Origin of the sequence: Actinomyces wuliandei, from assembly GCF_004010955.1 — a bacterium.
In the GTDB taxonomy this organism is placed as follows: domain Bacteria; phylum Actinomycetota; class Actinomycetes; order Actinomycetales; family Actinomycetaceae; genus Actinomyces; species Actinomyces wuliandei.
On sequence record NZ_CP025227.1, the window covers coordinates 1210972 to 1230280 of the forward strand.

Genomic DNA, 19309 nt, shown 5'->3' on the forward strand with positions numbered 1-19309 from the left:
AGGTCGCGCTGCACATCTTCGGGTCTGCTCTGGCTGGATGGAGCGAGGTGAACGCCTGCACCTGCGGGGATCCCGCACGTCTGTGCTGTCGAAGCGGGCGCAGGCCAAGGTTGAAGATGTGCAGCCCCCATCCCCCAGCTCCCCAGCCCTCCTGTGTCTCCTCTGTTCTGCCTTGACAGGGTCTCCGCCGCCCTCTATATTCATCATATGATGAAAAACGGGGCTGGTGGTACACCAGCAACAGCAGCTGGAGCAGGTGCCCCAGGTGCGGAGCCCACTAGCGGGGCACATGAGGGCGTGCCCGTCGTCGAGGTGACCGACCTGCACGTGTCGCGCGGAGGCAAGGAGATCCTCCACGGGCTGGGGCTCAGCCTCGCGCCCGGCACCGTGACCGGGCTGCTGGGCCCCTCGGGCTGCGGCAAGACCACGCTCATGCGCACTCTGGTGGGCGTCCAGCGCTACAGGGGCAGAGTCTCGGTACTGGGCCATACCCCCGGTGACCCTGCGGTGCGCGGGCGCGTCGGCTATGTCACCCAGGGGCTGGCCGTCTACAAGGACCTCACCGCACGGCAGAACCTCACCTACTTCGCCAGGCTCGCGGGCGCTCGCGCCCGTGACCCGCAGGAGGTCCTGGACCTGGTGGGTCTGGCGGATATCGCTGACAGGCCGGTGTCGAGCTACTCCGGCGGGGAGGCGGGCCGGGTGAGCCTGGCCTGCGCGCTGGTGGCCCGTCCTGACCTGCTCGTCATGGACGAGCCGACCGTGGGCCTGGACCCGCTGACCCGGGAGGACCTGTGGGAGAGGTTCCGGGCCATGGCGCAGGAGGGGACCACCCTGCTGGTGTCCAGCCATGTCATGGACGAGGCCTTCCGCTGCGACCAGGTGCTCCTCATGCGTGAGGGACACCTGCTGGCCTGCACCACTGCGCCCGGGCTCCTGGAGGACACCGGGGCCACGACAGTCGACGAGGCCTTCCTGGCCGTCATCGCCCGCGACTCGGGCTGGTCAGACAGTGCTGTCGGTGCTGTCGGTGATGACTGTGCTGACAGTGCTGTCGGTGCTGACCAGACCAGCCGGGAAGCCAGCCAGGGCGTCACTCAGAAGACCGGACAGAAGGGAGGTTCACGATGAGCCCACGCACCTACCTGGCTGCCACGGCACGGATCCTGGCCCAGCTGCGCGCCGACCGCCGCACGCTGGCGCTCATCTCCGTGGTCCCGTCGGTGCTGTTGACTCTGCTGTACTTCGTCTACGTTGACTCTCCTGGCGGTGACGTCCTGTTCAACCGTGTCGCCGTGTCCATGATGGCCATCCTGCCCATGACGATGATGTTCCTGGTCACCAGCGTGGCCATGCTGCGCGAGCGCACCAGCGGCACCCTGGAGAGGCTGTGGACCACACCCACCCACCGGGCCGACCTCCTGTTCGGCTACGCCACCGCCTTCTCCGCCACCGCCGTGGTGCAGATCCTCGTCCTGTGCGCGGTGGGTGCCTGGGGCCTGGGCGTGGAGGTCGAGGCCGCCTGGGGGTGGGTGGTGCTGGTGGGACTGCTTGACGCCTTCGTCGGGGTGTCCCTGGGGCTGCTCGTCTCCGCCTTTGCCCGCAGCGAGTTCCAGGCCGTGCAGTTCATGCCGGTGGTCATCTTCCCCCAGCTCTTCCTGTGCGGGTTGCTCGTGCCCCGCGACCAGATGCCCCGTGCCCTGGAGGTTGTCTCCGACGCTCTGCCCCTGAGCTGGGCGGTGGACTTCGTCGACGAGCTGCAGACCGTGGCCGGCCCCTCTGGGGACCTCACCCGCAACCTCGTCTACCTGCTGTGCTTCGGCCTGGTGGCACTGGTCCTGGCCGCTCTGACGGTCCCCCGGCGGACCCGCTAGGACGCTAGGACGGGCTCGGCGGCCCGGCGGCTGCGAGGTGAGGTGCGGACGACGCCTTCTGGTCCTCAGGCGGGACGGGCGAGCACCTCGCCGTGGACGACGGCGAACCAGCCGTCGCCCGCCTCGGCCCAGGCATGCCAGGCCTCGGCCATCTCCTGCAGTCCCTCCGGCGTGGTCAGACCCAGCTCGACGGCCTGTGGCCCGAAGGAGGACAGGCACCGCTGCGCCCAGGTGCGCCCCCACTGCCGACGCTGCGGCGCGGTGGCGTAGCACCAGGTGGAGGCGGAGCACTCGACCTGGGTCAGCCCAGCCTCCCGGCACCACGACAGGAGCCGGGCGCCTGCGTCCGGGTGCCCGCCGTTGTGCCGCGCTGTCGCGGTGTACACCCGCCGCCACTCCTCCAGGGGCACTGGCTGGGGGAACCAGGCCATGGCCGGGTAGACGGTGTCACGGGCCGCGACGAGCCCGCCGGGGCGGGCCACACGGGCCATCTCCCGCAGGGCCGCCACCGGGTCCGATACGTGCTGGAGCACCTGGTGGGCGTGGACGACGTCGAAGGAGCCGTCCTCAAAGGGGAGGCTGGCCACGTCCCCGGCCACGAGCTCCACGGCCGGTGCCGCGCCGTCTACGGCGCTGCCGGGCCGGGGTCGTCTGCCGGGGAGCGCCGTGCGTGCGGCCAGCGTGGCGCGCGCGGCCTCCAGCGCCGCTGGCGCGGGGTCCAGCCCGACGGTGCGCCCGGGGGCAACAGCCTGGGCGAGGTCAGCGGTGATCGTGGCCGGCCCGCAGTCGACGTCCAGCAGGTCCTGCCCCGCCTGGAGGTGGGGGAGGAGGTAGGCGGCACAGTCTGCTGCCGAGCGCTGTGAGTGGCTGACCAGCACCGCTGTGCCGTGACCGTGGGTGTAGCGCATGGAGAGCGAGGCTACTGGGGCGTGCACACGGTGGGAGGCGCACGTCCAGGATGCGGCACCGGTAGGTAGGATCGGGCCACGATGACTCAAGCCTTCCGTGAACCTGACACGGTGCCCGAGCTGGTCGGCACCGGCCGTGGCGGAGCCGTCAGTGGTGACAGGCACCCGGCCCGGGCCGCCACTGCCTCTACCGTCACCCGCACCATGACCTTGCCCGCCGACCTGGACCCTGTGACCCTCCTGGGCGCCCATGACGAGGTGCTGCGTGCGGTGGAGAAAGGGTTTCCGGAGGTAGACGTCCACGTGCGCGGCACCACCGTGACCGTCACCGCTGCCCAGGAGAACCAGGACCGCCTCGACACGGCCCTCGTGCTGGTCGCCGAGCTGATCGACGTCGCCCGCACTGGCACGCCGCTGACTCCTGACGCCGTGGAGCGCGCCGTCGGTCTGCTGGACGCCGCCACCCGGCCAACCGAGGTGCTCACCGACAGCGTGCTGAGCGCGCGCGGGCGCACTATCACCCCCCGGTCCCTGGGGCAGAAGGCCTACACCGACGCCATTGAGGAGTCGACCATCACCTTCGGGATCGGCCCGGCTGGGACCGGCAAGACCTACCTGGCTATGGCCAAGGCCGTGGACGCCCTGGCCCGCAGGCAGGTGTCCCGGATCGTCCTGACCCGTCCCGCCGTGGAGGCGGGAGAGAGCCTCGGCTTCCTGCCCGGCAGCCTGACCGACAAGATCGACCCCTACCTGCGTCCCCTCTACGACGCCCTCCACGACATGCTGGAGCCCGAGGCCCTGCCCCGGCTCATGGCGGCGGGAACCATTGAGGTCGCCCCTCTGGCCTACATGCGTGGACGCACCCTCAACGACGCCTTCGTCATCCTCGACGAGGCCCAGAACACCACCCCGGAGCAGATGAAGATGTTCCTCACCCGCCTGGGCTTCGGCTCCACGATGGTGGTGACCGGGGACGTCTCCCAGGTGGACCTGCCTGGGGGGCGCCCCTCGGGCCTGGTTGTGGTGCGTAGCATCCTGGAGGGGGTGGAGGGGATCTCCTTCTGCGACCTGGGCAGCGCCGACGTCGTCCGCCACCGTCTCGTGGGCCGTATCATTGACGCCTACGCCAGTTATGAGGCCCAGGCTGCGGCCCTCCAGGCGGGCGCTGACCCCACCGGGCACGGTCCTGTGCCCCGTCGTTCGCCGCGTCGGCGTGCCGCGCCCGGCGGTACCCGCAGCCGTGGACGCCCCGTCGGAGCCGGTAGGGTTGGTCGGGGCGGCAGGGCCGGTGAGGGGAGGCAGACGTGACGACAGAAGTCAGCAACGAGACCTCCGTGCCGATTGACGGGGCCGAGTTCGCCGCCCTGGCTGACCACGTGCTCCAGGCCATGCACGTCTCGCCCGCTGCTGAGCTTGCCATCCTGTTCGTCGACCCCGAGCCGATGGCCGAGCTCCACGAGCGCTGGCTAGGCCTGCCCGGCCCAACCGACGTCATGAGCTTTCCCATGGACGAGCTGCGGCCGGGGACGGCCGGGACACCGACCCCGCCGGGGACCCTGGGTGACATCGTGCTGTGCCCGCAGGTGGCTGCCGAGCAGGCGCTGGAGGCCGGCCACTCCGCGGTGGAGGAGATGCTCCTGCTGACGACCCACGGCATCCTGCACCTCTTGGGCTACGACCATGCCGAGCCGCGTGAGCGCAAGGAGATGTTTGCGCTCCAGCGCAGGCTCCTGCTGACCTTCCTGGCGGAGCGGGGCGCGTGAGCGGGATACCTGTCCTCCTTCTTGTCGTGGGTGCCCTCCTTGCCCTGGGTCTGGGGGCGGCGCTGTCGGCGGGGGAGGCGGCCCTGACCCGCTTCACCCGCGCTGCCGCTGAGGACCTGGTCGAGGCCGGGCGACGCGGGGCCGTGCAGGTGCGTGACCTGGCGCAGCGGCGTGACCAGGTGCTGGCCGCCGTGGCGCCTGCGCGCGTGGCGGTGGACATGCTCGCTGCGGTCCTGGTGACCCTGGCGGTCGCCGGCCTGGTCGACGAGTGGTGGCTGGTGCTGGTCCTGGCCGTCCTGGGCAACATTGTGCTCCTGGGGGTGCTGGTGGGCGTCTCCCCACGGTCGGCGGGCCAGCGCAACCCGGGAGGGACCCTCCTGGCGCTGGGAGGGCTCCTGGGGTGGGTCACCGCGCTGGGGGCGCCCTGGCGCGCGCTGGCAGCCCGCCGCCCCCGCCGCCGCGCTGAGCCGACCCACGCCCAGGCCCGGGAGGCCGTCAACGAGGACCTGCGGGAGATGATCGACGAGATCGGTGAGGCAGACACCATTGAGGACGAGGACCGCCAGATGCTGCGCAGCGTCGTCGAGCTGGGCCAGACCCTGGTGCGCGAGGTCATGGTGCCTCGTACCGACATGGTGACGATCGAGGCGGACAGGAGCGCCGCCAGCGCCATGCGCCTGTTCGTGCGCTCCGGGTTCTCCCGGGTCCCCGTCATCGGGGAGGACGCTGACGACGTGCGCGGCGTGCTCTACCTCAAGGACCTCCTGCGACGGCTGTCGGCCAGCCCCGACCAGGAGGGCCTGCCCGTGTCGGAGTTCGTGCGCGTGGCCGAGTACGTCCCGGAGACCAAGCTGGCTGACGACCTGCTGCGGGAGATGCAGACCGGCCACTTCCACATGGCCCTGGCGGTGGACGAGTACGGGGGCACCGCAGGGCTGGTCACCATGGAGGACCTGCTGGAGGAGGTGGTTGGTGAGCTCATTGACGAGCACGACCCCCGGCTGCCCGAGCCCCAGGAGGTCGCTCCTGGCACCTACCGTGTCCCCGCCCGGCTCGGGCTGGACGAGCTGGGCGCCCTCTTCGGCCTGGAGATTGACGACGACGACGTGGACACCGCCGGGGGGCTGCTCACCAAGGCTGTCGGACGCGTCCCCCTTCCCGGGGCGAGCGGGGACGTCCAGGGGCTGCGTCTGGTGGCGCAGGACGTGGCCGGGCGCCGTCGCCAGCTGGCGACCCTGACTGCCACCAGGGTGCCCGAGGTCCCGGACCAGCCTGACCGGAAGGACTCTGATGCCCCACTCCCGTGACTTCAGCGGCTCCAGAGGCTCCAGCGGCTCGCGTGAGGGCCAGGCTGAGCCTCTGCGTGACGCCGACGGCTTCCCTGTCCTGCCCCCCGCCCTGGAGGACTCCGATCCGGGGCGGGGCGGGCCGGACGGCGTGCGTGTCGAGGTCGCAGTGCCGCAGCTCCCCGAGGGTTTCCGCGCCGGGTTCGCCTGCATGGTGGGGCGTCCCAACGCGGGTAAGTCCACCCTGACCAACGCGATGGTCGGCACCAAGGTCGCCATCACCTCCGGGAAGCCGCAGACGACCAGGCACAACGTGAGGGCCGTGGTCCACCGTGCCAACGCCCAGCTGGTGCTGGTGGACACCCCTGGCCTCCACCGGCCCAGGACGCTGCTGGGCCGACGGCTCAACGACCTGGTGCGCACCACTCTGGCTGAGGTAGACGTCATCGTCTTCTGCCTGCCTGCCAACGAGAGGACCGGCCCCGGCGACCGCTTCATCGCCCGCGAGCTGGCCGACCTGCGCACCCCCGTGGTGGCAGCGGTCACCAAGACGGACGCCGTCTCGCGCCCAGACCTGGCTGCCCGGCTCCTGGCCGTGGACGCCCTGGGGGACTGGGCCGAGATCGTCCCGGTCTCGGCCAGGCGCGGGGAGCAGGTTGACGTCCTGGAGGAGGTCCTGGTCTCTTACCTGCCTGCCAGCCCGCCCCTCTACCCCGCCAGCGAGGTCACTGACGAGCCTGAGACCACCATGATCGCCGAGCTGGTCCGCGAGGCCGCCCTGGAAGGGGTGCGCGAGGAGCTGCCGCACTCTCTGGCCGTCGTCGTCGACGAGGTCGTGGACCCTGAGCGGGCACGTCAGGAGGAGCGCGACCCGGGTCACCTCAAGGGGGCAGGGCGACGCCTCCAGGTACGGGTGAGCCTGGTGGTGGAGCGCGACTCCCAGAAGGGGATCGTCATCGGGCGCAACGGGGCCCGGCTGAAGGAGGTCGGCGTCAGGGCACGGAAGAGCGTTGAGGAGCTGCTGGGGCGCAAGGTCTACCTTGACCTGCACGTGCGTACCGCCCGGGACTGGCAGTCCGACCCGAAGGCCCTGGCCCGCCTCGGCTTCTGAGCAGGACCTGTCCCGTGATGTGTCCCCACCGCCCTGTCCGGCTCCTGCCCCGGCGGACCCGTTCCCGGGGAGAGCCTCTGAGGCCCACCCAGGCTGAGATCACCTCCGGCTGGGTCTGGGTCCGTGCCTTCCCCCGGCGGGCTGCCAGGATGGTCGTCACAGTGTGCCGTGCTGGGTGCCGTCGCCTGGCCAGGCTGCTCCTGGGGGTCCTCGCCCTGGTCCTTCTCCTGCTGCTCCTCGGGGCGGGACTGACCGAGATCTGGCAGATCGTCCTCACCCTCGCGCTGGGAGCGCTGGTCCTGGCGGTCTCCTACGACCACCGCGTCATGGGGGGCAGCATCGTCCTGGTGCTGGGACTCAGCCTCGTGGGGACCCTGGCGGGTCCGCGCTGGTCGCCTGCGGTCTTCACCGCGCCGCTGGCCCCGACCACCCGTGACACCGGTATCGGCGGACAGGTCGAGACTGTCCCGGTAGGCACCTACGAGGTCAGGACCATCCAGGTGAGCGTGCCCCAGGCCGACGGCCAGGAGGTGCCCGCTCTCCTGCGCCAGCCGGTGGGGGCGCCCACCCCCACCGCGGGTGTCGTCTTCCTCCACGGCGCCGGGACCCACACGATCGAGGGCTTTGCCGAGCAGGCCGAGGCGCTGGCCTCGGCTGGGGCCACCACCATCGTGCCGGACAAGCCGATGGAGGGCTACACCCTCACCGAGCGTGACTACGTGTCCATGGCGGCGGACTACGCCGACTCCGTGGAGCTCCTGCGCTCCCTGGAGGAGGTTGACGCGCTGCGGGTGGGGCTGTACGCCGAGTCCGAGGGCGGCTACCCCGGCGTGGTGCTGGCTGCCCAGGACTCCCGTATCGCCTTCCTGGTGCTGGCTTCCGCGCCGGTGGTGCCCATACGCCAGCAGGCTGCCTTCGCCATGGACTCCTACCTGCGTGAGGTGGGGGTGCCCGAGCCGCTGCTGGACATCATCCCCAGGATCCTGGGGTCCAGGGAGCTACCGGGTGGAGGGTTCAAGTACGCTGACTTCGACGCCTCCGTCTACGAGCGGCGCCTGACGGTGCCGGTCCTCATGCTGTATGGGACGGAGGACTCCTCCATGCCTGTGCTCCAGGGGCCCAGGACGGTCTGGGACTCGATGCAGGAGGCGGGTAACGACCAGCTCACGGTGCGCTACTACGCCGGGGCCAACCATGGTCTCAAGTCGGGGACCAGCACTGAGGGGCTGCTGGTGCCCGGGGTGGCTCGGGACCTGGCCCGCTGGGTGACTGGGCTGCCGGAGACTGGCGGTGCTGGGCCCCGTGTGGCCGGGGCGGCGCCCACGCAGGTCTACTGGGCGCAGGTACCTGAGAGGACCCGGTGGTACGCCAGCGGTGACCTCATGCTGGTGACCGCCGTCCTGGGCCTGGGGCTGCTGGGCCTGTCGGCGGTGCTGTGGGGGGCTGGCCAGCTTCCGCGGCTGAGAGGCGGGCGTGGCCTGCACCTGCCAGCACCGCTTGGGCGGTGGGCGGTGTCGCTGGGCCTGTCCGTGACGTCCTCCTGGGTCCTGTACCTGGCCTACGTCCTGACCGTGGCCCAGCTCGCCTTGAACCGGACCTCCAACCTGTGGATCTCCTACGGGGGGTGGGCGCTGGCACAGGGGGCGGCGCTGATGACGGTCGTGCTTCTGGTCAAGCTGGTCGGCAGGGCCTGGCTCATGCGTGGGCACGTCCGCCAGGACGGGGGAGGGCGGTGGCTGACCCCCTGGACGGGGACCGTCCTGGTCAGTGCCCTGGGCGGCACCCTTGTCCAGCTGATGTTCCTGGCCTACTGGGGACTGTTCCCTCTGCTGCTGTGACTGCGCGCAGCCTCCTGATGGCGCACACTGGGAGGTGGGCGCCCTGCCCGCTACCGGCCGACTAGACCAGTGCGTACCGGAACAGGAGACCACCAGGATGATGATGTCCACACCCTCCGAGCCCCTGGGCACCGCAGACAGCTCCTCGCCCTCCTTGACCGACCCGGCCCCGGCCAGGCCCACGAACAGCCCCTGCCCACAGGAGATGTGGGAGCTGGGGCTGCGGGCCGTGGAGCGTGCGCGAGGCTGGGTGGAGGCCTCGGCCCGGCTCCCCGTTCCCAGGGCGGCGGCCCTGCTCTCCCGGATCCTGGCCGACCCCGACGGGCTGGCCTTCACCACCCGCTTCGTCGACGACGTCGTGCGCCCGGCTGACCTGGAGGTGGCGGGGCGCGCCCTGCGCCGCCTGGCCGACGGGCGCACGGATTTCCTCCCGCCGGCCCTGGCCGCAGCCACCGGCCTGGGCGGGGCCGCCTCAAGGCTGGCGCCGACCGTGGTGGCTGCCGCCGCCCGGCACACCTTCCGCCAGATCGTGGGTGACCTGGTCGTCGATGCCACCGACCAGGGCCTGGGCCCGGCGCTGCGGCGTCTGCGCCGTGACGGCAACCGGCTCAACATCAACCTCCTGGGTGAGGCGGTCCTGGGGGACCAGGAGGCCGCCCGGCGCCTGGCAGAGGTCTCCCGGCTGGTCACCAGGCAGGACGTGGACTACGTCTCGGTGAAGGTGTCTGCCGTGACCGGTCCGCACAACCCCTGGGGCTTTGACGAGGTGGTCGCCCACGGGGTGGAGGTGCTGACCCCTCTGTACCGGCTGGCGCGTGACCACGGCACCTTCCTCAACCTGGACATGGAGGACTACAAGGACCTGGACCTGACCCTGGCCGTGTTCACCGCCCTCCTGGACCAGGAGGAGCTGGGCAGCTACGAGGCCGGGGTCGTCCTGCAGGCCTACCTGCCCGACTCCCTGGGGGCGATGCAGCGCCTCCAGGACTGGGCGGCGGCGCGGGTGGCCCGGGGAGGCGCCCCGGTCAAGGTGCGGGTGGTCAAGGGGGCCAACCTCGCCATGGAGGCTGTTGACGCCGGTGTCCACGGGTGGGAGATGACCACCTGGCCCACCAAGCAGGAGACCGACACCTGCTACAAGCGTGTCCTCCACTGGGCCATGACCCCGCAGCGCACCCGGGCCGTGCGCCTGGGTGTGGCAGGTCAGAACATCTTTGACATCGCCCTGGCCTACGAGTTGCGGGCGGCCCGTGGGCTGGAGGGTACTGACGCCGTCGAGTTCGAGATGCTGTCGGGGATGGCCACCACCCTGGCGGAGGTCGTACGGCGCGACGTGGGCCACCTGCTGCTGTACGTCCCGGTGGTGGCCCCCCAGGAGTTCGACGTCGCCATCGCCTACCTGGTGCGCCGCCTGGAGGAGAACGCCGCGCCGCAGAACTTTATGTCCGGGGTGTTCGACATCGCCTCCGACAGCCGCGTGCTCACCCGGGAGCGTGACCGCTTCCTGGCGTCCCTGGCCGACCTTGACCCCCAGGCGCCTGTTCCCGGGCCCCGGCGGACCCAGGACCGCCTGGAGGGGCGGCCCGCTGGTGCTCTGGCACCGGCCCCGGCGCAGGACGGGGCCTTCGTCTCCACCCCGGACTCCGACCCCTCCCTGGGCGGCAACCGGCAGTGGGCTCGTCAGATCGCCCGGGCTGTGCCCGCCTCCCGGCTGGGAGTCGAGGCCGTGACGGCTGGTGCCGCCCGGTTTGCCATCAGGGAGGACGTGGACGCCGTCGTGGAGGTCCTCCGGGCGGCCGCACCCGGCTGGGCGGGACTGGGGGTCAGCGCCCGCGCGGAGATCATCCGGCGGGCCGGACAGCTCCTTGAGCAGCGGCGGGGCGCGCTGATCGAGGTCGCCGCCAGTGAGACCGGCAAGACGATCGACCAGTCCGACCCCGAGGTCAGCGAGGCGGTTGACTTCTGCAACCTCTACGCCCGCAACGCCCTGGCGCTGGAGGACCCCGGCTACCTGGGCGGAGGCCGGTTCGTGCCCAGCAGCCTGACCGTGGTCGCCTCGCCGTGGAACTTCCCCCTGGCCATCCCCACCGGTGGCGTGGCGGCGGCCCTGGCCACGGGCAGCACCGTCGTCCTCAAGCCGGCCCCGCCAGCCAGGCGCTGCGCGGCCGAGCTGGTCAGCGTCTTCCATGACGCCGGGGTCCCCACTGACGTCCTCATGCTGGCTCCGGTGGAGGACGGTGAGGTCTCCCGGCACCTGGTCACCCACGACGGCGTGGACCGGGTCATCCTCACCGGCTCCTATGACACCGCCCGCATGTTCCGCTCCTGGAAGCCGGACATGCGCCTGCTGGGGGAGACCAGCGGCAAGAACGCCATCATTGTCACGCCCTCTGCCGACCCGGACCTGGCGGTGCGTGACACCGTCGCCTCGGCCTTCGCCCACGCGGGCCAGAAGTGCTCGGCAGCCTCCCTGCTGGTCCTGGTCGGCTCGGCCGGGCGCTCGGAGAGGATCGCCCGCCAGCTGGTGGACGCTACCGCCTCCCTGGTGGTGGCCTCACCCGAGCACCTGGACTCCCAGGTGGGGCCGGTGGTGGTGCCTGACGACGCCAAGGCCCTGCGGGGACTGACGGTCCTGGGGGAGGGGGAGCACTGGGTGCTGCGGCCCCGGCACCTGGGCTCCGGCCTGTGGCACCCGGGTATCCGCGCCGGAGTGAGGCCCGGCAGCGAGTTCCACCTCACGGAGTACTTCGCCCCGGTGCTCGGCGTCATGCGGGTGGACACCCTGGAGGAGGCCATTGAGGTGGTCAACGCCGTCGACTACGGCCTCACCTCAGGCCTGCAGACCCTGGACTCTCAGGAGTTGGCCCAGTGGCTGGAGACGGTCCAGGCGGGCAACCTCTACGTCAACCGGGGGATCACTGGCGCCATCGTGAGGCGCCAGCCCTTTGGCGGGTGGAAGCGCTCGGCCATCGGCTCCACCACGAAGGCGGGCGGCCCCAGCTACCTGCTGGGCCTGGGGGAGGTCGTGCGCTCAGACGGTGCCGTGGAGGACATCCCGCAGCAGGTGGACGTCCTCGGCGGGGACGGTGAGGCTGAGCCCCTGGGTGACCTGGACGACCTGGACGACCTGTACGACTCGGTGCGTTCCGAGCTCGCTGGCCAGGACCTCCTGCTCCTGCGCACGGCTCTGGCCCAGGATGCCCAGGCGTGGCGCAGCGCCTACGGGCAGGCGGTGGACGTCACCGGACTGGCGTGTGAGCGCAATGTGCTTCGCTACCGCCCCGCAGAGGTCCTTGTGCGGGCTGAGGCAGGGACGGCGCTGGCGGACCTGGTGCGAGTCATGGCGGCGGGCTGCCTGGCTGGTGCCGGGCTGAGCCTGTCGGTGGCCGAGGCGCTGCCCGAGGCGCTGGGGGCGGTGCTGTGGGACCGTGGTGCCACGGTGGTCCAGGAGGACTCCCGGGCGTGGGCCCGGCGGTTGGGCGACCTTGCCGACTCCGGGGCGCTGGGGGTGCGTGTGCGGCTGCTGGGACCGCGGGAGCAAGCCGCCCAGGAGCGCTGGCAGGAGGGCTGCCACGCCACCGGCGGCAGCCCGGACGTCGCGCTGTACACCGGGGATGTGACCGCCTGCCCACACACCGAGCTGCTGCCCTTCCTGCGCGAGCAGTCAGTGTCTGTCACCGCGCACCGCTTCGGCACGCCCCTCGACCTGGCCGCCGGGCTGCTGTGAGCTGAGGACCTATGGCCACTGAGCTGACGGGGCGTCCGGTCTGGCGTGTGGTGGGGTCCTGGGTTGCTCTCGGCCAGTGGGATGACTTGGGCAGAGTAGATGTACCGCCTACTGCGAGAGGATCGTCATGGAGAGACGCGATGTTGAGGAGGGCTGGCCTGAGCTGTTCGAGTGATCGCGAGGAGAATATGCGTCGTGTGCGCCGGGCAGGCGCACGTAGTGAGCAGGAGCCGGGAGAGCTGCGTTCCCGCTACGGCTACGGTGTTGAGGCTGACAGTACTGGTGCTGCCCAGGAGGCGGGGAGCCTGGGCGCCCGCCTCATGCGGGACCGCGCCAGGTACGAGTACGCCGGTGCTGGGGCGGAAGGGGTCAGGGCGGCCTGGGACCGTGCTGAGGCGCAGCGGCTCCTGGCTCAGGCGGACCGGGAGGACCTGCGGGCTGGGGAGACAGGGGTGGCGGCTGAGCACGAGCTGGACCCTGGGGAGCGTGCCCGGGCGGTGGCCGAGGCCGAGCAGCGTGAGGTGACAGCCGGCAGGGTTCGTGAGGACGGGCGCACCCTTTATGACAGTGCCGAGCGCCGTGCCAGTATGGCACGTGACATGGAGGCCAGGGGGATAGACCGGGACCTGGTGGCCATGAGGATGCGTGCCGATGTCAGCCAGGCCAGGCCCGCCACCGAGGCGGTCAGAGCGAGGACTTCCCGACAGGTGCCAAGGGTGCGTGGGGCGCGTGTCGGCCAGCAGCGGGTGCCGCGACCTGGACACAGTCGGTGAGGACTCCCAAAACGTGTGGGGCAGACGTGGGAGGAGAAGGGCTCGGCAGCAAGGTTACAGCCTCCCCTCACGACCTTTTACGGGCCGACGGTGGCCGAGGGGCGACGGAAGTCGGCACGCCGGACCGAAACCCTCGCGACCCAAGACTGCCCCTAGATCGTTTTCGGGAAATCGGCTAGAGTCGATTGGCGTCGAACGAGAGGGGCACCGCCGTGGCCACTGGTACAGCAGGCACCGCGACGACTGCGGCCGAGCGCGAGCTGCGGGTGGCCGAGGCGATTCACAGCGGCGAGATGGAAGGTATGCGCGTCGATGCTGCGACGCGTGCGGACGCCGACGAGTATGTCGCCGGGCGCATTGACTCTGACGAGCTGGTGGCCCGCGCTCGCGCGCGGTATGGCCTCGGCTGAGCTCGTCGACCCGTATCTTGATCCTGAGACGGGTCTGCTGAGCAACAAGGTCGGCGCGACGACACAGAGCGCCCTCGACAAGGCCGAGGGCGCTCTGGTGTTCACCCGCCTGGTGCAACTCATGGATCGGCCAGTGAGGCCGACCGGTGACCTCGACGAGCTGCGCGCGATCCACCGCCATCTGTTCCAGGACGTCTACGACTGGGCGGGGGAGTTGCGCACCGTCGACATTCGCAAGAACGTGGAGGGAGCCCAGTTCTTTCTTCCCGTGTCGATGATTGGTCGTGCCGCCGCATACTGCGCGGAGGAGTTGCGGGCCGACAACGAGTTGCGCGGCATGAGCCGCGAGCAGTTTATCGACCGCCTGGCGTACCACTACGACCAGTTCAACTACGTGCACCCGTTCCGGGAGGGAAACGGTCGGACGCAACGAGTGTTCTGGAGCCGTGTCGCCCGCGACGCCGGGTGGCAGCTCGGCTGGCGCACCGTGCACGGCGCGGCCAATGACCAGGCCAGCCGTGCGGCAGCCGAGCAGCGGGACTTCGGGCCGCTGTGCGAGATGCTCGATCAGATCCTCAGCAAGGCGACCCCGCAGGGTGCGCGGGACGCCGCCTGGCGCGTCGCGGAGCGCGCCCGGCTGTCGTTCCCCACGAGTGCCTCCCAGGCTGTGCGACAACCCCAGAGCAGCCCGCCAAGCGCACCGCAGGCACGTTCGCCCACCATGCACGTGCCAGGACAGAGCCACCAAGGGCCTGGCAACGACGGACCAGGAGCGAGCCGATGACCAGTGTCGGCTGGATCGTGTTGCTGGCGGCAAGAAGATGGTCATCGGGACGATCAGCGACCTGGGTCGGCAAGGCGTGAGCATCCGGAGCCTGACCGGGCTGGGCATCGACACGACAACGCTGATGGGCGAGTCCTGTGAGGTGAGATATACCGAGGGTTCGCCACCCGGAAGCAGCCACCGAAACCAGGATGTACCGAAACGCATGGTGGACTGTTTCCGGTTATCCTAATACAACAAGGCGTGACTTAGACGGGGGAACTGTTATGGCCGGTGCTGTCTGGGTGGCTTGTGTCTGCTGGTCGGGCGGGTGCTGACCCGAAGCAGTCGACCGAAGCCTAAGTCGCCCGAAAGTGCCGCTAGAACCTTTTTGGGCGTCTTGGTAGTATGTGCTGAGGGCCAGAAAGGGTGTGCAGGATGAGTGGTGGTGAGGACTTCAGTCCGGTGCTCTATGACGTGATGCGTGAGCTGGCGACCCAGCTCGGGGGCAGGTACGTGGAGTGGGTGCGTGAGGCGGAGAGTGCCGGTGCCAGGGATCACTGGAGGGCTGAGCAGCTGCGGGTGATGCGCGAGGTCCGTGCGGTCGACCCGGACGACCGTCAGGCGATTGAGGAGCACACGATGGGGCTGCGTGCCGAGCTGGCCTTGATGCCGCGGTACGCTCCGGTCCTGTCGTGAGCGACCAGCTAAGCGGGCAGCAGCTGCGCTTATTTTTCGATCATGACGTGCTCCCGTACCTGGAGGACCTGCGTTTGCGGGCGCGGGGTGATGGGTCGTGGCCGCCGGTCCTGGTGTACACGGGTGGTCAGCCGGGGGCTGGTAAGAGCCGTGCGAACGAACGCGCAGCGAAGGCGAGGCCTTCGCTGGTGCCGGTGATCGGTGATGATCTTCGCCAGTTCCACCCGGACTACGCGCGTCTGATGCGTGAGGAGCCCCTGTCGATGCCGGCAGCGACGGCGCAGGCGTCCGGGCAGTGGATCGGCATGGCGGCCGACTACCTGCGTGCGCAGCGCTCGGACGTGCTGATCGAGACGACGCTGCGCTCGCCTGAGGCGATGGCGCAGACCATCTCGGCCTTCCGGCAGGCCGGTTACGTCGTCGAGCTGCGTGTGGTCGCGGTGCCCCAAGAGGTGTCCCGGCTCTCGACAGTGGAGCGGTACACCAGGCAGGTGGAGGACACGGGCGCGGGGCGGTGGACCCCGGCGGCCGCGCACGACGAGGCCTACGCCAAGGCTGCCGGGACGGTTGAGGAGCTGATCGCCTCGGGCAGGGTGGACCGCCTTGTCATTGAGGACAGGGGCGGATCGGTACTGCTTGACCGGAGCTACTTCGGCCTTCGGGACCGGGAGCTGTCCACAGTGGGTCGGCAGGCCGCCGGTGCTGTTGAGCGCGTGCACGCCCTGTCGGGAAGTACTCCAGACCTGCTGGACACCATCAGGACCGTCGCTACAGTCGACTCCCGTGAGGTGGCTGTGCGCGCCTGGCCCCACGACGGTGTGCGCGCTCGTGCCGCCGCAGACGCCCTCGCTGACATGGTCCCGCGCACAGTCCACCACGTACGGTCATTGCTGAGCGTGAGCTTCCCCCAGAGCGCGCGAGCGGCGGTTGCCTCGACGCCGGGCCGCGAGGCCGACACGCGCGCTTATTGCGGGCTCCCGCCCCTGAGGGGCCGGGGTAAAGGAAACGAGTTGGACCGGTGACTACGGCAGGCAGCGTGGTCGGGTGCGCCCGTGTGTCGACGCGTGAGCAGAACCCGCAGGCGCAGGAGGCCGGTTGCGCGCCGCAGGAGCAATACGCGTGTTCGTGGATCGTGGTGAGTCAAGCCGCCTCAGGGACCGGCCGCAGTGGGACGCGTGCCTGGACTACCTGCGTGAGGGCGACACGCTCGTCGTGCGCCGACTGGACCGGATCGCGGGTAGCGAGAAGATGGCCATTGAGACCATCAACGACCTGGCCGAGCGCGGCGTGAACATCCGGAGCCTGACTGAGCCGGACATCGACACGACAACGCCGATGGGGCGGGCTCTGTTCGGCATTGTGGCTGTGTTCGCTCAACTCCGTGTCGACACGATCCGTGAGAGCACGAGGCGCGGACTGGCTCACGCCCGGGCGCAGGGGCGCGTGGGCGGCCGACCCACTGTAATGACCCCAGAGCGTGCCGAGGGGCGGAGCATCTCACACATCGCAAGGGTGTTGGCAGTCGGCAGCTCATCAGTGTCCAGAGCCCTGGCAAAGGCAGCCCAGCACGACGTGCCGACCAGCCCGGGCCCCACTCACCCCGGCCCCGCGCAGCAGGCAGGCTGACGCCAAACCCCGACCATAGTCCCATGCAACTATGGTGTCATGATACCTCGGTATCAGTGTCTCCGAGGTAGTCCTGTGGAGAGGGCGCTTGCCGCTGCTCCGGTCATCAGGACAGCTAGTCCAGCCCACATGAGTGCCTGTGTAGTCGTCGTCGGAGTGACCAGCGCCTGCCTGCCCGAAACCTAACTTGCCCCTAGACCGTTTTCGGTTGCCTTGATATAGTAAGAAGTGACTGAGACGAAGGGGGCTTGACATGACCCACAGCGCCGTAGTTGTCCGACCAGCCGTTGACGTTGAGGGCGAGCTTGCGCTGATTGAGAAAGCTCAGCAGCTTGCTGGGCACTTCCCGGACGCCGAGGCCCTTGACCGTGCCCGTCGTATCCTTGACGGGCACATCACTCCGGCTGAGGCGTATGCCGAGTTGGACGAAAAGTACGCGCGCGGGTGAGCGAGGACGACAAGTATACGTATCCCGGCAGCGGGGGTGTCCTCGTTAACTCGAAGGGGATACGTGATTCGGTGCGGCTCGACGCCGCGATGAACGACTACGCCTCGGCCGCGATGGCGGAGTTGCGCATCGAGCCGGTGCCGCCTCAGCCTGGCTACGAGTACCTGCGCTATATCCATACGCGGATGTTCGAGCGGATCGTTCCCGGTATCGCTGGGCGGCTGCGCGACGTGAACGTGCAGGCCGTCGGGACGGGTGTCGTCTACGCTCGTCCCGAGTACATCCAGGACAGCCTGTCACAGCTCTTTGACCGGCTCGGCCGTGAGGACTACCTGACCGGGCTGGACGCAGCGACGTTCGCCACGCGACTCGCAGAGCGCTGGGGGGACCTGACAGCCATCCATCCCTACAGGGACGGGAACACGCGCAGTCAGAGTTTCTACATGACTGCTCTCGCAGAGCGGGCTGGTCACCCCGTCAACTGGCGGCGTGTTGACGTGGACACGTTACGCGCGCTGCGCCTGCGAGCCGTCGTCGGCAATCCGCGTCCGCTGGCCGATTACCTCGTGTCGCGGCTGCTGTCCTGCGAGCCGTCACAGCAGACTCCCTCGCTTGAGAGCCGGATCAGTTCCTTCGCACTTCGTGCGTCGTATCCGCAGGCCGCGACTGAGGCGTTGAGGGCGGCCCGTCGTGTGCCGGTGCCTAGGGAGGGGCAGCGGAGCGCGAGCCCGTACGAGGTGTGCCAGCGGTACGCGGCGGGGGAGCTGGACCGTGAGGAGGCGGTGGCGCAGCTGGTTGCCTGGCCCTGGGTGCCGGCTGGCGAGATGCGCACGAGTCCCGGTGATGATCTCATGGTTGTCCCGGAGGGCACTGTCCAGGACCTCTTCCGGGCTGAGCGGGCTGGTCTGATCGACGTGGGCATGTGCGAGGCGGTGCTCGACGCGCTGTACGGTGATGCCTGAGGTTCCCGCTGAGCTGGCCGCGCGGGCCGGGCTGCTGCGTGAGCTGTCTCGTGAGGGCGGGCCGCTGTCGCCGGACGCGCCAGGAGCCACTGTCCGCAACCCGGAGTGGTTCCGGCAGGTGCCTGGTGGGGACTTCGTGCCGCGGCCGGGGCGTCGTGAGCTGCACCGGCGTCTGCTGGCTCAGTTCTACGAGGAGCACGGTCGGGGTGACACGGGGCGTCAGGCCGTCGTGCTGGCCGGGCCGCCTGGTGCGGGCAAGGGGGTGGTCCGCAGCCGGGTCTTGGAGGAGGCGGGGCAGCGGTTCACTGTTGTGGATCCTGATGAGTTCAAGGTGCTGCTAGTCCGTGCGGCTGTCGAGGACGGCAGTATCGAGGCCATGATGCCGGCTGAGGCGGTGGGTCGTGGGGTGCGGCTGGCGCCGATGGAGCTGGCCGCGCTGGTGCACGAGGAGTCCTCCTACCTCGCGCTCCAGGTGCGAGAGGATGCTCTCGCGCGTGGTGAGAACGTCGTGGTCGATGGTGTGATGGCGGACGAGGTCAAGGCCGTGCGCCTGGCCTCCCAGCTGGCTGGGGCTGGTTACGACATCCAGGTGGTTGACGTCGAGGTTCCCGCTGAGGTGTCCAGGTACCGGATCGCCCAGCGGTGGGTGGAGCAGACCTACAGCAGCGAGCTGGGTGGGCGGTGGGTGCCCAGCGAGTTCCGCGAGCTGGTGTTTGACACCCAGGACGTAGCGGGCTCCCGGTGCGACCGGGCGGCGCGCGCTGTGGCTGAGCAGGTGCCTGAGGTGTCGCGCTACCGGCGCTTCTTCACTACCGTTGAGGAGGCCCGCCAGGCCGTGGCCACGCCCCGGCTGACTGATGACCTGCGACGCGACGACAGGGGCAGCCAGCTGTGTGCGCCAGCCCCGTCACCGGCGAGCACGGGGAGCTCGGTGAGGTCAGCGGTCCAGGCGTCCTATCCGCGGGCCGCGACTGAGGCAGTGAGGCAGCCGGTTCGCGCTGCGCAGCAGCGGACCAGCAGCCGACCCGGGCGTGGTCGCGAGTCAGGACCCCACGGGATCGGCAGGTGAACGTCGCCGGGTAGACGCACTTCTACTCCTGTCACGGCGGAGTCGCAGCGTG

Annotated in this window: 18 protein-coding genes; 17 read left to right on the forward strand and 1 reads right to left on the reverse strand. The window is 70.0% G+C overall.

Annotated features, from left to right (window positions below; translation table 11 throughout):
• The first annotated feature begins 207 nt into the window (after window positions 1–207).
• A complete protein-coding gene (locus tag CWS50_RS04995; RefSeq protein WP_127841898.1) occupies window positions 208–1131 on the forward strand; it encodes an ABC transporter ATP-binding protein in 924 nt (307 codons plus the stop codon).
• Window positions 1128–1874, forward strand: a complete 747-nt coding sequence (locus CWS50_RS05000) for an ABC transporter permease (RefSeq protein WP_127841899.1) — start codon at window positions 1128–1130, stop codon at window positions 1872–1874. Before CWS50_RS04995 ends, CWS50_RS05000 begins: the two co-directional genes overlap by 4 nt.
• A gap of 65 nt (window positions 1875–1939) precedes the next feature.
• Here CWS50_RS05000 and CWS50_RS05005 read toward each other — a convergent pair whose 3' ends face one another.
• Window positions 1940–2782 carry a methyltransferase domain-containing protein gene (locus tag CWS50_RS05005; protein ID WP_127841900.1) on the reverse strand — a complete coding sequence of 281 codons (843 nt, stop codon included), beginning with the start codon at window positions 2780–2782 and terminating at the stop codon, window positions 1940–1942.
• An 81-nt stretch (window positions 2783–2863) separates the two neighbouring features.
• On the opposite strand from CWS50_RS05005, the gene CWS50_RS05010 reads away from it, so the two are divergent.
• The 15 genes from CWS50_RS05010 to CWS50_RS05080 all read left to right on the forward strand — a co-directional run bounded on the left by CWS50_RS05010 (window position 2864) and on the right by CWS50_RS05080 (window position 19257).
• Window positions 2864–4090, forward strand: a complete 1227-nt coding sequence (locus tag CWS50_RS05010) for a PhoH family protein (protein WP_127841901.1) — start codon at window positions 2864–2866, stop codon at window positions 4088–4090.
• A complete protein-coding gene (gene ybeY / locus CWS50_RS05015; protein ID WP_127841902.1) occupies window positions 4087–4545 on the forward strand; it encodes an rRNA maturation RNase YbeY in 459 nt (152 codons plus the stop codon). The genes CWS50_RS05010 and ybeY overlap by 4 nt, the downstream gene beginning before the upstream one ends.
• Window positions 4542–5852: a hemolysin family protein gene (locus CWS50_RS05020; protein ID WP_127841903.1), complete on the forward strand. Its 1311-nt coding sequence runs from the start codon at window positions 4542–4544 to the stop codon at window positions 5850–5852. Before ybeY ends, CWS50_RS05020 begins: the two co-directional genes overlap by 4 nt.
• The gene (gene era / locus CWS50_RS05025; protein ID WP_127841904.1) at window positions 5836–6942 is read left to right on the forward strand and encodes a GTPase Era; all 1107 of its coding nucleotides are present in this window, start codon (window positions 5836–5838) and stop codon (window positions 6940–6942) included. Before CWS50_RS05020 ends, era begins: the two co-directional genes overlap by 17 nt.
• 17 nt (window positions 6943–6959) lie before the next feature.
• Window positions 6960–8780, forward strand: a complete 1821-nt coding sequence (locus CWS50_RS05030) for an alpha/beta hydrolase family protein (RefSeq protein WP_243118516.1) — start codon at window positions 6960–6962, stop codon at window positions 8778–8780.
• A gap of 103 nt (window positions 8781–8883) precedes the next feature.
• Window positions 8884–12507: a proline dehydrogenase family protein gene (locus CWS50_RS05035; protein ID WP_127843260.1), complete on the forward strand. Its 3624-nt coding sequence runs from the start codon at window positions 8884–8886 to the stop codon at window positions 12505–12507.
• A 188-nt stretch (window positions 12508–12695) separates the two neighbouring features.
• Window positions 12696–13280 (forward strand): hypothetical protein, encoded by a 585-nt coding sequence (locus CWS50_RS12915; RefSeq protein ID WP_164860082.1) that lies wholly within the window; start codon window positions 12696–12698, stop codon window positions 13278–13280.
• Between the two features lie 212 nt (window positions 13281–13492).
• Window positions 13493–13690 carry an antitoxin VbhA family protein gene (locus CWS50_RS05045; RefSeq protein ID WP_127841906.1) on the forward strand — a complete coding sequence of 66 codons (198 nt, stop codon included), beginning with the start codon at window positions 13493–13495 and terminating at the stop codon, window positions 13688–13690.
• On the forward strand, window positions 13638–14474 hold the full coding sequence (locus CWS50_RS05050; RefSeq protein ID WP_206610475.1) for a Fic/DOC family protein: 837 nt from the start codon (window positions 13638–13640) through the stop codon (window positions 14472–14474). Before CWS50_RS05045 ends, CWS50_RS05050 begins: the two co-directional genes overlap by 53 nt.
• A 417-nt stretch (window positions 14475–14891) precedes the next feature.
• Window positions 14892–15152: a hypothetical protein gene (locus tag CWS50_RS05055; RefSeq protein WP_127841907.1), complete on the forward strand. Its 261-nt coding sequence runs from the start codon at window positions 14892–14894 to the stop codon at window positions 15150–15152.
• A 113-nt stretch (window positions 15153–15265) separates the two neighbouring features.
• Entirely contained in the window at window positions 15266–16174 is a 909-nt protein-coding gene (locus CWS50_RS05060) for a zeta toxin family protein (protein ID WP_243118518.1), read from the forward strand.
• A 97-nt stretch (window positions 16175–16271) separates the two neighbouring features.
• The gene (locus CWS50_RS05065) at window positions 16272–16778 is read left to right on the forward strand and encodes a recombinase family protein (RefSeq protein WP_243118470.1); all 507 of its coding nucleotides are present in this window, start codon (window positions 16272–16274) and stop codon (window positions 16776–16778) included.
• A gap of 253 nt (window positions 16779–17031) precedes the next feature.
• On the forward strand, window positions 17032–17226 hold the full coding sequence (locus CWS50_RS05070) for a hypothetical protein (protein WP_127841909.1): 195 nt from the start codon (window positions 17032–17034) through the stop codon (window positions 17224–17226).
• Window positions 17223–18188, forward strand: a complete 966-nt coding sequence (locus CWS50_RS05075; RefSeq protein ID WP_127841910.1) for a Fic/DOC family protein — start codon at window positions 17223–17225, stop codon at window positions 18186–18188. The genes CWS50_RS05070 and CWS50_RS05075 overlap by 4 nt, the downstream gene beginning before the upstream one ends.
• Window positions 18181–19257 carry a zeta toxin family protein gene (locus CWS50_RS05080; protein WP_127841911.1) on the forward strand — a complete coding sequence of 359 codons (1077 nt, stop codon included), beginning with the start codon at window positions 18181–18183 and terminating at the stop codon, window positions 19255–19257. The genes CWS50_RS05075 and CWS50_RS05080 overlap by 8 nt, the downstream gene beginning before the upstream one ends.
• Window positions 19258–19309 lie beyond the last annotated feature (52 nt).